Genomic DNA, 14,874 nt, shown 5'->3' on the forward strand with positions numbered 1-14,874 from the left:
TTATATAGAAGATGCTTTTACGGTATGAAAGCATTTCTATTTTTTGAAATAAGGAGTGTGCCTGTCTGCAAAATCTTTATCTGCCTTATTGTATGTATTGATGATATTTGATTGCGTATCGCCAATAAACTTACCCGTGCTGTTAAAAGTATTTACAGCAGCATTCATTTCGTTCACTGCTTTATTATAGGCATCAATATCCTGTTGTGTTCTGTCTCTTTGCGATTTGCTGTCGAATGATTTTTTTACTTTTTCAAAGTTTTCGCTCTTCAAAATAAAGTCGGTCATTTTTGGCACATCGTTTTCACTCATGCGTTTAAACTGGTTGAGTGCATACTTGCAGGCATTGGCAAGCGAAGGGTCACCTGAAAAGTTTTTCATTGTATCTAATACGGCAAGCCCTTCTTTCGCATAAGTGATCACTGCATTACGAGCCTGCTCAATATCAGTTACTTTATTTGTTTTGATAGCCTTGTTCAGTTCATTCCACTGCCAGTTGCATTTGAAGAACAGGAGATAAACAGTGTTTCGGTATTCAACCACATCGCCTGCCTTTTTCATTTTTTCTGCAAATTCATCTGTTCCTCCATCAACCAACTGTACATTATTTCTTGCGGCAAATTCTTTTGTTGCTAGCTGGCGTTTCATATTTGCTTCTGATAATTTTTCTGAAGTTTTTTCCTGCAGCAAAAGATAAGCCTGCATTTCGTTGAACGATTGCTCGGCAATATCTTCCATGTTAACGATCTTCGCATAGTCTTCGCTGAAAACGAGGTATAACAGTTTCAGATAATCAATACTGCTTTGCCAAAGCGTTTTATCGCTTTTGTAAATTGGTAAGCCTATTACTTTGTTACGGCTGCTCACAATACCATCTAATACCTGTTGACGCATACGTTCAATTTTTTTAACCCTGCCGCTATGTGCCGCTGTGCTTATATAAGCCAGGTATTTTTGGTTGGCTTCCTCTTCAGCCTTCTCGATCATATTCATATACTCAACCGGGTTGTCCGGTTGTGCAGTTACGTTTACAAGACAAAATAGTTGAATCAAAAAAAAGAGTGTCAGATGTTTCGCTTTCATATGCTATTTTTATAATGAAGATTTATTTTGTTGTCATTTGCATAACCAATTGGTAACAGATCTGGATATAAGGATCAGTAGAAATAAGTTCTTTTGTTTCTTCGTCTGATTCAGTGAGCCACTCACTTGCTTTCAATCGCTGCTTTCTTAATTGATGATTATCGACTGTAAAAACTGAAGCAGGCTGATACTCTTCAAAGAAAAGAATATACTCCTGCTGTTTCTTTTTCAGCATCAGCATGTCATCAAGCTTCAATGATATTTCTTTCAGCTGTTCAATTGATTTCAGCCACAACACATATTCTTTTACTTTTTTAAAGTAGGTGGATGTATCAGTTGTTGAAAGAGCAACCTGCGTTAATTTTTCTTTACCTGTTGCTGCCAGTGGCTTGTAATATTTATTTGGCTCAATGGATGTGAGTTTGAACGAAGTTGTTTTGTCCTTCTCTTTTTCTCCAATTGATTGCAGCAGATCAGGCAACACAACATCGGGTTGCACACCTTGTTGCTGTGCGGTTGTACCGGTAAGCCTGTATAAAGCAGACGTTGTTATTTTCAAATAGCTTTCAGCCTTTACCTTACTGAATGTTTCATTGGTAACAGTTGTATCAAGTGGAAAAATGATCTGCCCCGTTGATTTTCCGTATGTAGTTGTACCGGCTATCACTGCACGGTTATAATCCTGCATGGTTGCTGAAAAGGTTTCTGAAGCCGATGCACTGTATCCATTCACCATTACCAACAATGGTCCATCAAAAATGCGCCCGCTGTTGACATCTTTCAAGGTATAAGGTTTGGGCTCTTTTGTTTTTAATTGAGCCACCGGACCACCATCAATAAAAATTCCTGCGAGATCAACCGCTTCTTGCAAAGAACCTCCACCATTAAAACGGATATCAATAATAAGACCTTCAATATTTTCCTTTTTAAGTTTGATGATCTCTTTCGCTACATCATTGGCGCAACCATTGATACCGGCGCTTGTATTTTCCCAATCAAAATAAAAATCAGGAATTGAAATATAACCGATATTTTTTGTTCCTTTCAGCACATATCCCTGTACAACATCTTCTTCATCTTCTTCTGTTGAGAAACGTTCTTTATAAAGTGTGACTACTCTTGTTGTGCCATCAGGTTTTTTAACCGTTACAAGAAGTTTGTCTGACTTCATTTCACTCATTACGCTATCAACTACCAACATAGCAGAGGTGCCGGTTTGTACAACTTGTTTACCGGGTTCCTGTATGGCAACAATTTTATCACCGGGGTTAATGGCTCCGCTTTTAAATGCCGAACTTCCCGGTTGCAACCGATCAATCACAACATCGCCATTTTCGTCTTGATCCAACTCAAAACCAAAACGTTTGGGTGTTTGTCCAACTCCTTCATCAAAGCTTTCTTTTTCTTCTTCAGGCAAAAACACAGTATGAGGATCGTAACAGTTAGCCAATACCTTGCAGAAAAGATTACTGATAACTTCTTCGTTACGACCCGGTACTTGGGCTGTTGTCATCTTCTTTTGCGAAGATGTTTGTATCCGTTTCCGGAAAACATTTTCCAAACTGTCGATCAGTTTTTTTTGCGTAGCCCGCTCAGGAAACTCAGCAAGAATATCGGTTATCAGATCCAGCGTTTGCCACTTTACCTGTTTATAGAGCTTTTGTTGTTTTGCAGTAACTGACACAGAAAACGAGCTGTCGTCTTTCAACACAATTTTATCAGGTGCAGAAAAGTTGAAAGGCGTTTTGCAAATAAGTTGAATAAGCGAGTCGTTTTCACGAACACGTTTCTTCATGATGGAAGCAGCTGTTTGCAGGAAATTTGTTTTGCGTTGAAGAATCTCTTCATCAAGTGTATTTCTGAAAGCTGAAAGTGTTGCAATATCATCGGCCTGGAAAATAAGATGATCTTTATCGGCCGCAGCAATGAATTGTTGAAATAAATATTGACTGAATGCATCATTCAATGGCTTTGGTTGAATGTGAAATTTCTCCACCATTCTTGTAATAAGAAAAGCCTGTTGCATTGCTTTTGGAAAATCCTGGGCACGAACCGTAAAGATGTTTGTAACAAAAAGGAGGATCAGCAATAAACCCTTCATTTTAAATGCTGTGTTTTTGGTCAGGAAAAATAATTGAAATCTCTGGTTTTTTAGGTGATTGTGGATTAATAATCGACCAGTTTTTGCAACACTTCGTGCAGTCTTGCTTTTGCCAAGAAGTTTTGTTCCAGTTCAATATTGAAAGGAATAGGTGTATCCAAACTTGCACAACGCATCACCGGTGCATCCAGTAATTCAAAACAATGCTCAGCGATCCATGCTGCAATTTCACCACCAATACCACCGATCAACGTGTCTTCATGCAACAATAACACACGACCGGTGCGTTGCACGGCTGCACGGATGGCTGCATAATCCAACGGAGCAAGCGAACGTAAGTCGAGTATGTCAATTGAAATTTCCGGATGCTCGGCTGCATAATCTTCGGCCCAATGCACCGCTGCACCATAAGTAATGATCGCTACTTCATCACCACTTCTTACATGACGAGCCTTGCCAATTTCAATTTCATAATATTCTTCAGGCACTTGTCCGCTTATTGCACGGTACAATGCTTTGTGTTCAAAATATAAAACAGGATTGGGATCATTGATGGCAGCGATCAGCAAACCTTTTGCATCCATTGGCGTTGATGGATATACAATTTTCAAACCTGGTGTTTTGGTAAACCACGCTTCATTGCTTTGCGAGTGAAACGGACCAGCGCCAAGGCCGCCACCTGTGGGCATTCGAATCACTACATCAGCATTTTGTCCCCAGCGGTAATGGATCTTGGCGAGATTATTTACGATTTGATTAAAGCCTACTGTAACAAAATCAGCGAACTGCATTTCCATAATGCCTTTGTAACCTTCCAGACTTAAACCGAGTGCTGCACCAACAATGGCGCTCTCGCAAATAGGTGTGTTGCGCACACGCTCTTTGCCAAACTCCTGTACAAGCCCTTCTGTTATTTTAAATGCACCACCATATTCAGCAATATCCTGTCCCATCAAAACAAGATTGGGATGTTGGGTCATGCTTTGATGAAGGGCTTCTTTGATAGCATCAACGAAACGTTTGTCGTGAGTGGTGAGTGGTGAGTGGTGAGTGATGTCCGAATGATCGATCTTTACTATCGACTTATTCCTATCGGCTATCGGCTGAAAAAGATCATCCAACTCTTCTTCCGTATCTACTTCCATTGGCTTCGCTTGATTCGCCAAGAGAAGCTCACTATCAATTAAGTTTTTCAATTCTGCTCGGATCGATATTACATCGTCTTCTGTTAACACCGCTTCACTCAATAAATAATTTTCATAGTTTTTGATGGGATCTTTTTCTTCCCAAATCTCAAACAAATGCTTGGGTACATATTTTGTGCCGCTGGCTTCTTCATGTCCACGCATGCGGAAGGTCATACATTCGATCAAATATGGTTTCTGATGTTCGATGCAATATTCACGCACTCCTTTGATAGTATCCATCACCGAAAGAATATTATTGCCATAGATCTTCACCCCATCCATGCCATAACCTCTTGCACGTTCCACTAAACTTTCGCAACGGTATTGTTCGTTGGTAGGTGTGCTCAACCCATAGCCGTTGTTTTCAATGATAAAGATCACGGGCAGATCCCATACAGCAGCCACATTCAATGCTTCATGAAAATCGCCTTCGCTGGTACCGCCTTCACCGGTAAACGCAAGCGAAACCTTTTTATCCTTTCTTAATTTATGAGCTAATGCCACCCCATCAGCAATGGCCAGTTGCGGACCGAGATGCGAGATCATACCACAAACATGATGCTCTTTACTGCCGAAATGAAAACTGCGTTCACGTCCTTTGCTGTACCCTTCTTTGTTACCCTGCCATTGCATAAAGAGTTTGTGCAGCGGCATATTCCGTGTGGTGAACACACCAAGATTTCGGTGTAAGGGCATGATCCATTCGTCAGAATCCAGCGCTAACGTGGCTCCCACGGCAATTGCTTCCTGGCCAATTCCACTAAACCATTTGCTAATTTTTCCCTGCCTGAGCAATAAAAGCATCTTTTCTTCGATTAATCTGGGGTACAGCAAGCTTCTATAAATACTCGTTAACTCGGTATTGGTAAGGTTTTTGCGTTCGAAGAGCATTTTAAAATTCAATATCTGATGAGAAACAAAGTTCAGGTTTCGTTCTGTTTAAAAAAGGATTTTCTTTTACTAATGTTTGTAATCGGTTGCCAGCTTCCGGCAACGATAAGGGCACAAGGTCAATCTGCCGAGAACAGCAATACCAAAGTCATTATTAAATCAGCTGAATTAAAGGTGAAACAGCAGGGCAGTAACTGGCAATTTGCCTTTCCCCGCATTCAGTTCAGGTCAGCACTGAAAGTGACCAACAGTAATGGAGCTGTGGTAAAAGCAGTAATGGTTGATGAAGGATTGGAAGCCATCAATGTTTCACTCAACAATCTGCCCAAAGGCATTTATCAATGTGTGTTGGAAAACCGCACGCAACGGTTTGCAGCCAGAGTAATGGTTCGTTAATTTATTTATTCTCCTTCCCTTCTTCTTTCAACACCATCTTGTGTACAATGGAGTTGATGATGGATAAACAGATGCTGAACAGTAATGCATACCAAAAGCCATCAACAATAAATCCTTTTACAAAATAAGCATCGAGCAGGATGATACAGGCGTTGATCACAAACAGGAACAAGCCTAATGTAAAGATGGTGGCAGGCAACGTAAACAGTACAAGAATAGGTTTCACCACCGCATCGAGCAGTGCTAACACAAATGCCACTGCAATTGCCGTAAAGAAATGATTGATGCTGATACCTGGTAACAGGTAAGCTAATACAAAGGCGTTAACAGCGGTAATTAGAACTTTTAAGACAAACTTCATACGTTATTGCTTTCTGATAAAGGAAACTAAAGATACTATTTACTGCTAATGATTTTCCAAATTATATAAATGTAAAACCGGCTTGCTTAATTGAAAGCAAGCCGGTTTGTATATACCTATCAGTTGAATTACTTGATGTTAAATGAAACCCGTGCAAAGACAAACCTTCCGTTAAATCCCATTTGCTGTACACGACGACTGTACATAAATCTTCCTAACGACATGTTGCTTGAATGTTTGTGCAGATCCTGGTATTCATCAAACAGATTATTTGCACCGGCAGTAACTGTAAAGAACTTGCCTATCTCATAACTCACAGAAATATCTGTTACCGTTTTTGGTGCAAACTCCTGGTCAAGCGTTTCACGTTGATTATTATTAAATGCATTCATTGGAAAAGCACCCGGGTTAGCAGGATTTATACTTGGATCGAGATAAGTAACTTTTCCAAAATAGGCCGTACGCAACATTACCCCTAGTTTTTTGAACTTATAATTCAACATAAAACTTGCTTTTGATTGTGGGTTGGCCACTTCAATACGACTTTGATCTTCACGATTAAAATAATTACCGAGCTGACCACTGTTGATCAAAACCTGGCTTGCTTTGATGATCGGCTTTCCATCTGCACCTTTACGAACTTCGTTCTTAATAAATGTTGCCGCCGCTGTAAAACGGAATTTATGTTCTCTTGCAATGTTGAATGAATAATTCACCACCGCTTCTATTCCTTTGTTACGTGTATCAATTGCATTGGTAAAGAAGTTGGCTGTTTGTGCACCTGCTGCACTTAGCAAAGCCTGCAATGCAGGATCGTTACCACCGTTAAAATTGTTGGTTAATACAATTCTGTTATCGATCTCAATAATATAACCATCCACTGTTATTTCAAGACCGGTAAACGGTTTTGCTGTAATGCCTGCACTATAGTTTCTGCTTGTTTCCTGTTTTAATTCCGGTATACCAAGAATTTTTGCAGGTGCACTTCCATTTGGAAATGTTCCGCTTTCAGTTGCTACTAATCCACCCGGGCCTGAAACAAACAACGTGTTTGTTTTTGCATAAAAACGTTGCTGCATACTTGGTGCTCTGAAACCTGAACTTGCTGCTGCACGGATTGTAAACTTATCGGCGATCTTATAACGGGAAGCGAGTTTGTAATTCAACGTGCTGCCAAAGTCGCTGTAGTTTTCAAAACGCAATGCTCCTTCAACCATCCACTCTCTTGTGAAATCCTGCTCCACATCAGCATACAATGCAATGTTATTTCTGCTGAAAGTTCCTGCAAACGGAGGTGTAAAGCCTGCAAATACCTGTGCGCCTGCTGCTGCACCGGACGGTACGTCGTAATTCCTGTAGGATGATTCCTCGCCGGCTTTCTGTCCGTACTGATCAACCCTCAGTTCAGAACCAAATGCCAGATTCATGCCATGCAGTACATTAAAATTCCTGCTGAAATCGATATTGGAAGTGATCTGTTGAAACTTCAATTCACCTGCATTAAATTTTGTTTGAGCATTGGTTGGTGTTTGCACAGCAAACTGCGAATAGTTCACAGAATTATCAACCGTAAAACCAAATGTGTTTACACCAAAGGTTTCACTGAAGCTTGCATTCCATTGTCCCACTTTTCCTTCAAATGCTGCGGATATAGAATAATCCTGGATGTTTGTTTGAATGAGCGGAAGAAATCCTTCAGGATAAAGTTCTAACGCTTCACCTCTGTAAGTTGAACCTGCACCGCTGAATACTGAACTCGGGTATCTGTAAAAACCTGCGGCCTCACCATTTTTCTTATTGTATCCACCAAACACATTCAGGTTCCAGCCACCACCTAACGGAAACTGGCTGTTAACCATCAAAGAACCACCGGCAATTTTAGAGTTACCGATACGCATGTCAAATGTATTACGGTTGGTTCCTCTTGCTGCCATGATGCTGTCGTCTTTATTTTGTCCTCCAACCGATGGATAGATCTGTCCTGTGTATGTGCCGGTGCGGTTACTGAAATCACGCAGATTGTATTCACCACTGAAATTCATGTACCCTTGATTTTTAAATCCAATACCATAATTCAATCCGGCCTGGAACGTACCACCATCATTCACCTTTTGATCGGGAGCCTCGCCTCTGTTTGTGGTTTTAAATAATGCATAATCTTTTGGGTAAGCAGTAATATTTTGTCCGTATGAAACACTGCCATTCAGAATGCCTGTACTTTTTTTCAATACAATATTTATTACACCTGCTATGGCATCGCTACCATATTGTGCTGCTGCACCATCACGTAATACTTCCACACGTTCAATTGCGGTTACCGGAATTGCACTCAGATCTGTTCCCACCTGTCCACGGTTTACAGTCCCGTTTACGTTTACCAATGCACTTTGGTGACGTCGTTTTCCGTTGATCAAAACAAGGATCTGATCTGTACCCAAACCTCTTAGTTGAGCGGGATCCACATGATCTGTTCCATCAGCAATAGTTTGTCGGCTACTTTGAAAGGATGGCGCAACATAAGTAAGTATCTGGTTCAGATCTGTCTGCCCCACCTGGTTAGCAATTTGCGTGATGGGGATGATGTCAACCGCAACCGGTGTCTCAGTTCTTGTTCGGCTAAGATTGCGGCTGCCAACCACAACAATATCGGTTAACTGTTCTGTTGGTACGAGCGAAATTTCAAGTCCTGATGTTACAGAAGAAATAGCAATGTCTTTGCTTTCATAACCTACATAACTTATGGTGATTGTTTTTGCCTGGTCAGAAACAGACAACGAAAACTCACCGGCCGTATTGGTGCTTGTTCCTCCCGTTCCTCCCTTTACCACAACGGATGCGCCTTGCAGTGGTTGCTTTGTTTTGTAGTCTTTAACCGTACCGGTAATAACTTTTTGTGCCACAGAAAAGATTGGCAGAAATAATAACACGATGTAGAAGATTCTCTTGCTCATATGCATTTGCTTTAGTTAGTGAAATAATAAGGGGACGGAACTACAATGTGAATAGAGAGGGGATCAGGTAAGGAGTTTCACACAGATAAGAAACAGCTAATTCCTATATGAAATTTAAGCATTAATAGCCGAAAAAAAATGGATAGCTGTTATTTATTTTTCGACGGCATAGAACAGGTATCGGTGAGCAGTATGCGTAAAAAACAAAAGCATCTTACTTTGAGTAAAATGCTTTTGTTGAAGTAGAATAGAAATTCGTTACACCACCACCAGTTCATAAAACTTCTCCGGATGTAAATATTTATTCGCCAACTCCTGTAATTCTTTGGCTGAAATGTTTTTGATGATGTTGACAGATTTATAAAAATACTGTTCATCCAATCCGTTCAGAATTAAATTTTTCCAACGGCCGATGATATGAAACGGTCCGTCGAGATCGCCAAGGATAGTACCGATTAGATAGTTCTTCACCAGTTGCAGTTCTTCCTCATCCACCAGTTCTTCACGCAGGTCTTTCATTTCATTGTATATCTCAGTGATCGTTGCTTCACTTACATCCCTTCCTGCTTCTGTACTCACCATCCATGCAGTTGTAGAAATATGATTGAGAATATAACTGTGAATACCATAGGTATAACCTTTGTCTTCACGGATATTACTCATCAACCGTGAGCCAAAGAAACCACCAAACAAGGTATTCAACACCTGCACGGGTTGAAAATCGGGGTGATGACGGTTTGGGAATGGTTGTGCCAAACGAATAGCGCCCTGCACGCCATTGGGATCATTTGCAATTCTGTATTTCTTTTCAACAGCAGGTGTTACCGGGTGAAGAATCGTTGGAATTTCTTTTTGATTCAACGGCAGTTGACCAATTGTTCTGTTGAGCTCCTGTTGAAAATTGGCAGGTAATAAACCCGCTGCAAAGATGATACACTTGCCTTCGGTATAATACTTCTTATAATAATCCTGCAACTGTTCCTGCTGCAATGCATCGTAATCTTCTTTGTTGCTGTACACGCCATACGGGTGATCTTTTCCAAACACATACTCATCAATCAAACGACCGGCAACAAAATCACACTTCTTCAGATTAACCGTTAAACGCTGCTGCATGTTCTGTTTGTAGATATCCAGTTCATGCTGCGGATAAATTGCATCAGTGATCATTTCTGCGATCACCGGTAAATGGGTTGCAAAATGACGATCGATGCAATGCAAAACGATATTTGCTGTTTCATTATAACAACCACGGCTCAGATGCGAACCATAGTAGTCAAAATGTTCATTGAGTTGAAAAGCTGTTTTGCTTTTTGTTCCGTTCTTAATAAGATAATTGGTAGCGGCTGCAATATTATTCTGTTGCTCAAACCAATTACCTGCACTGAACACCAGCTCAAGGCTTAATACTTCCTGTGTACCTGCATTTACAGCGTATACTTCCACGCCGTTGTCCAGCACATATTTATCGTAAGCTTTTAATTTAAGATCAAATTCTGTGGCGTCTTTTATGATTGGAGCTTGTAGTCTATTTAACATTCATTATAATTGTGGAGAGCGAAGGTAATTACTTTCTCAAATGCCGTTTAAATTAGTTGAAATGCCCCGATTCAGAAGTATACTTTTCCTGAGCCTTATTGTTACGGCTGTAGTGAGCATTTCGATAACGGCTCTTTATCTGCTTTTCACCAATAACTATACAGAATTTATCAGTTGGTTTTTAAACCGCATCCATAAACCACATTTACTAAAATCGGCATCCTCGTTTTTGTCGCAGCAACAGTTCCTGCTGTTGCGGATCGTTTCTGTTCTTTTTGCCGGTGCTGTTTTGCTCCTGTTGCTGATTACTTACAAAAAAAGAAGGGCATTGCTCGCACGAATTACTTTATTGATGAATGAATCGGAATCTGCCATCGTAGGCTTTTTAAAAACGCTATTACCCTCTGGCAAATTTCATCGTGCCTTATTTTTTTTCCTTGTTGCTTTTTATCTTATCCGAACTGTATTTTCTATTATCTATTACCCGATTGATTTTGATGAAGCGGATACGTATATGCTTTTCAGTTCACAAGGACCTTTAGTTGCTGCCACGTTTTATCCGTTGCCGAATAATCATATCCTGTTTTCAATCATTACTTCTTTAACAGGCATGTTACCCATTGATCCGGTTTATGCCTTACGTCTTCCGTTGTTACCAATTGGACTACTCGTAATCATTTCAATGTTTGGCTTCTTAAAAAAACATTTTACAGACACAGCCGCTTTGCTTGGTTTGAGTTTTTTTATTGCCGCTTACCCGCTGTTTATTTATTCGTTTCTTGCAAGAGGTTATCTGCTCTTACTCCTGTTTTATATCATAGCGCTTTATGCCATTTTTGAACTGTGCTTTTCAAACGGGTACAAGAAAAGACACAGCTATCTACTCGTTCTTGGTTCAATTGGTGGGCTGTACACGATCCCTTCCTTTTTATATGCATTGGCCGGTTTGTTCTTGTTTGCGTTTGCAGCATTGGCAATGCAAAAAAAGAATACTGCAATTATTCGCTTAGTAAAAAGCGGATTTCTTATTTCGCTGGTTACAGCTATCCTTTACTTGCCCGTACTCATATCAGTAAAATGGTCGCTGCTAAAACCTTATATGACGCCTGTTTATGACAGAGCAAATACACTCACTACATTTGTAACAACCTTTGGCAACCTGTCAAAAACATTTCTTTCACCTGTTAATCTTCTTGCCTTATTCTTCGGCTGCTGCTTTTTAGTTGGTTCATTTTTTCTGTTTCGCAGCAAGCGGCCATTCAATAAAGCTATTGTTGCTTTCGTGCTGATTCAATTTCTACTATGCATTACTGTATTTTTTCTTTTCCGCCAGCAGTTTCCGGCAAAACCCTGGATGCACTTTACAGTGGTAGTTGCCTTTCTTGCCGCAGCTATTATTAGTCTTGTACTGAACAAAATAGCGCTCCGTCCACATTTACTTATCCTTACAACCATCTTATTCCTGAGCAGTGGAACGATCATCAGCTTTTTTTATAAAAAGGGAAACATTACAACAGGCTATAATCGTGTAGCAAAACAATGTGAGCGATTGCTGATCGAAAAGAAAGTAAAAGAAGTGTATACAGGGATCCCTTATTATAAAACAATGATCGATTACTACGCACTTAAGAATAAGTTGCAGATATCGTTATCAAACAGCAGAACAACCAGCAGGCGGTATGCTCCGTTCGATCCTCAAAAAAAATATGATCTTATCATCATCCCGCTTCAAGGATCGAAACTTCCGCCATTACTATATAGCTATGATACAATAATACAGAAGCACAATACTGCAGTGCTCTTGATAAAGAATTAACTGCTTCTTTAGTTATTGCTCAGATAATACAACGTATTACTGTTGTTCTCATCAAATATCTTTTTACTTTCTTCCAGCAACTCCTGTGCAGTTACACTTTGGTAGCGTTGCAGCTCATCGTTCATCAACTCAGCATCACCCAGCAGTTCATAATAAGCCAGGCTGTTTGCACGGCTCATCACACTCATATCTTCAAACAAAATAGTACTTTCTGTCTTGTTGATCACTTTCTGCAATTCTTTCTCATCCACCAACTCAGTCTTCATTTTTTCCACTTCTTCGTTTACAGCCCTTTCTGCCTCCTGAATGTTTACCCCTTTTACCAACTTTCCTTCAATGGTGAGCAAACCATTATCAATACTGCCGAAATGATAACACTCTATACTGCTGAAGAATTTCTTTCCCTTCACCAGCGATTCATATAAACGGCTGCTTGCACCACCACCTAAAATATCCGTGATAAGATCAGTCACATAATAACCACGCTCAAGTCTTGATGGCATATGCCATGTTTTTATAAACGCATCCAATGGCACATCTGCTTTTACTTCCAGTCGGCGTGCTTCTGTTTGTGCCGGTTCTTTTGGTAACTGGCGAACATACTTTTCTCCCGCAGGAATTGAACCAAACCATTTTTCTGAAAGCTGCAACACTTTCTCTGTTTCTACATTACCTGCCACAACCAATATAGCATTGGAAGGTGTGTAATGTTTAAAGAAAAAATTCTTTACATCCTGCAACTGAGCTTCTTCAATATGTTTCAGTTCTTTACCGATCGTCATCCATTTATACGGATGTTGTTTGTAAGCCATCTCCCGCATTTTATGCCACACATCGCCATAAGGTTTGTTGAGATAATGTTCTTTAAATTCTTCACTCACCACTTTGCGTTGCACATCCAGACTTTTTTCACTGAAAGCAAGACTCAGCATACGATCACTCTCCAGCCAAAAAGCTGTTTCGAGATTTTCAGCAGGTAACTGGCAATAGTAGTTAGTGAGATCGTTTGTTGTGTAAGCATTGTTTTCGCCACCGGCTAATTGCAACGGTTCATCGTAATCAGGAATATTGACAGAACCACCAAACATCAAATGCTCAAATAAATGTGCAAAGCCGGTGCGGTTCTCTTCTTCATCACGTGCACCCACATCATACAACACATTTACAACGGCCATGGGTGTGGAAAGATCTTTATGGATCAGCAATCTTAAACCATTCGATAATATATAGCGTTCAAATTTGATCATAGTTCAATTCTAATAAATAAATGAGTTGGTAAAATTCGGTAAAAAACAAATGGCGAAGCGGCTTACTTTAAAATACTTCCAATTTTTAACTCAAACATTTGTGGCAGTGTATTCCGGAAGATGAGGATGCGTACTTTTTGTCCGGGGTTTTGCAACAACGCTTTGTATTGGCTGATGTTGTTACTGAAATTTGTTTCGATACCAAAAATAATATCGCCGGGTATAAGCCCTGCAGCTTCTGCAGGTGATCCTTGCTGAATTTCTGTGATCACTATTTTCCCATCAATAAAATAATAATTCATCCCGGTATAAGAATAATCAAACGGATCACGCATATGCGTATTGGGCGTAAGATGGATCAAACGTTCAGGATAGTTGAGCACAATATTGAACCTGCGCAACAGATCACTGCCCAGCAATCCTTTTACAGATGGATAACCCAATACATTGATCGAATCGGAATATATATGCAACGGAATTCGTTTAAACTTGTACGGACCAATATTCATCCGTTTCACTGTTGTGAGCCGCATATTGATCTTACCGATCAACCCTTCTACCTGTGTGTTTACCGATTTTCGTGAACTGCTGATGAACACGCTGTCTTTCACAAACTGTTCAGATAACAGCAATGATAAACCAGCGCCGGTATCAAAATAAAAATTCAACAGGTAAGAACGTTCATCCTGTACTAGATGCTGTGTAATGGGAATGGATGCAAAAGAAGGTTTTAAAAAAGTACCACGCTTGGGGTATTTGTAAGTACCGGGCATGTACACACTCATCATATGTTTGTCGTAATCAAGAGCAACAATATACCTGCGTAAAAACGAAAACCCGATAATACCATCCACCCTCAAGCCATACACTTCGGTAAGTATCTGGTAATCGTTGATGTGGAAATCAAGACCGGTTACATCAAGACCCGGAAAATGCAGCGTACCGTTTTTGTAATAGTTGATATTTTTTGATCCTCCAATTCCCCGCACTGTTCTGTCGCTTGTTTCAAGCGGAAGTTTGTAATAAAGCGCAGTTGTTGTGTCGAGTGAAATACCTCCGCTGCCGGTATCTAAAATAAAATTGAGTGTATCGGGTAAATCGTTAAGCGTTGCATGAAGAATGATGATGCCACCGGTCAGCTGCTCAAACTGGAAACTCGTGAGCAGTCGGGCTGGGGGAAAATCATCGTTTTGGGCACTCAGCTTCAAACAAAGCAGCAGCAGGCATATCGTTTTGGCAAACTTCACGAATCAATATTAATGGAAACTAACCGGAAAGACAACGGAAATAGGATGAACGCTT

Annotated in this window: 10 protein-coding genes; 2 read left to right on the top strand and 8 right to left on the bottom strand. The window is 40.3% G+C overall.

The genetic code is table 11. The features are described 5' to 3' along the window. Positions 1-36: 36 nt before the first annotated feature. The 3 genes from H4075_RS21340 to H4075_RS21350 all read right to left on the bottom strand — a co-directional run bounded on the left by H4075_RS21340 (position 37) and on the right by H4075_RS21350 (position 5,262). Positions 37-1,083 carry an LIC11966 family surface protein gene (locus H4075_RS21340; protein ID WP_182802882.1) on the bottom strand — a complete coding sequence of 349 codons (1,047 nt, stop codon included), beginning with the start codon at positions 1,081-1,083 and terminating at the stop codon, positions 37-39. Between the two features lie 22 nt (positions 1,084-1,105). Beyond that, the gene (locus tag H4075_RS21345) at positions 1,106-3,184 is read right to left on the bottom strand and encodes a S41 family peptidase (RefSeq protein WP_182802883.1); all 2,079 of its coding nucleotides are present in this window, start codon (positions 3,182-3,184) and stop codon (positions 1,106-1,108) included. A gap of 65 nt (positions 3,185-3,249) precedes the next feature. Beyond that, complete coding sequence (locus H4075_RS21350) at positions 3,250-5,262, bottom strand: alpha-ketoacid dehydrogenase subunit alpha/beta (RefSeq protein WP_182802885.1); 2,013 nt, start codon at positions 5,260-5,262, stop codon at positions 3,250-3,252. 18 nt (positions 5,263-5,280) lie between these two features. Between H4075_RS21350 and H4075_RS21355 the strand changes: the two genes are divergently transcribed. Beyond that, complete coding sequence (locus H4075_RS21355; protein ID WP_182802887.1) at positions 5,281-5,658, top strand: hypothetical protein; 378 nt, start codon at positions 5,281-5,283, stop codon at positions 5,656-5,658. 1 nt (position 5,659) lies between these two features. Here the strand turns inward: H4075_RS21355 and H4075_RS21360 are convergent, their stop codons facing one another. From H4075_RS21360 to H4075_RS21370, 3 genes are all read right to left on the bottom strand, one after another. After that, positions 5,660-6,019 carry a phage holin family protein gene (locus tag H4075_RS21360; protein ID WP_182802888.1) on the bottom strand — a complete coding sequence of 120 codons (360 nt, stop codon included), beginning with the start codon at positions 6,017-6,019 and terminating at the stop codon, positions 5,660-5,662. A gap of 128 nt (positions 6,020-6,147) precedes the next feature. Then, positions 6,148-8,970 carry a TonB-dependent receptor gene (locus H4075_RS21365; protein ID WP_255460261.1) on the bottom strand — a complete coding sequence of 941 codons (2,823 nt, stop codon included), beginning with the start codon at positions 8,968-8,970 and terminating at the stop codon, positions 6,148-6,150. Between the two features lie 258 nt (positions 8,971-9,228). After that, entirely contained in the window at positions 9,229-10,509 is a 1,281-nt protein-coding gene (locus tag H4075_RS21370) for a M16 family metallopeptidase (RefSeq protein WP_182802891.1), read from the bottom strand. 61 nt (positions 10,510-10,570) lie between these two features. Between H4075_RS21370 and H4075_RS21375 the strand changes: the two genes are divergently transcribed. Further along, positions 10,571-12,325 (top strand): hypothetical protein, encoded by a 1,755-nt coding sequence (locus tag H4075_RS21375; protein WP_182802893.1) that lies wholly within the window; start codon positions 10,571-10,573, stop codon positions 12,323-12,325. Between the two features lie 8 nt (positions 12,326-12,333). Here H4075_RS21375 and H4075_RS21380 read toward each other — a convergent pair whose 3' ends face one another. Further along, entirely contained in the window at positions 12,334-13,572 is a 1,239-nt protein-coding gene (locus H4075_RS21380) for a M16 family metallopeptidase (protein ID WP_182802895.1), read from the bottom strand. 62 nt (positions 13,573-13,634) lie between these two features. Continuing rightward, a complete protein-coding gene (locus tag H4075_RS21385; RefSeq protein ID WP_182802897.1) occupies positions 13,635-14,819 on the bottom strand; it encodes an aspartyl protease family protein in 1,185 nt (394 codons plus the stop codon). Positions 14,820-14,874: the final 55 nt, after the last annotated feature.

The organism is Lacibacter sediminis (assembly GCF_014168535.1).
GTDB lineage: Bacteria > Bacteroidota > Bacteroidia > Chitinophagales > Chitinophagaceae > Lacibacter > Lacibacter sediminis.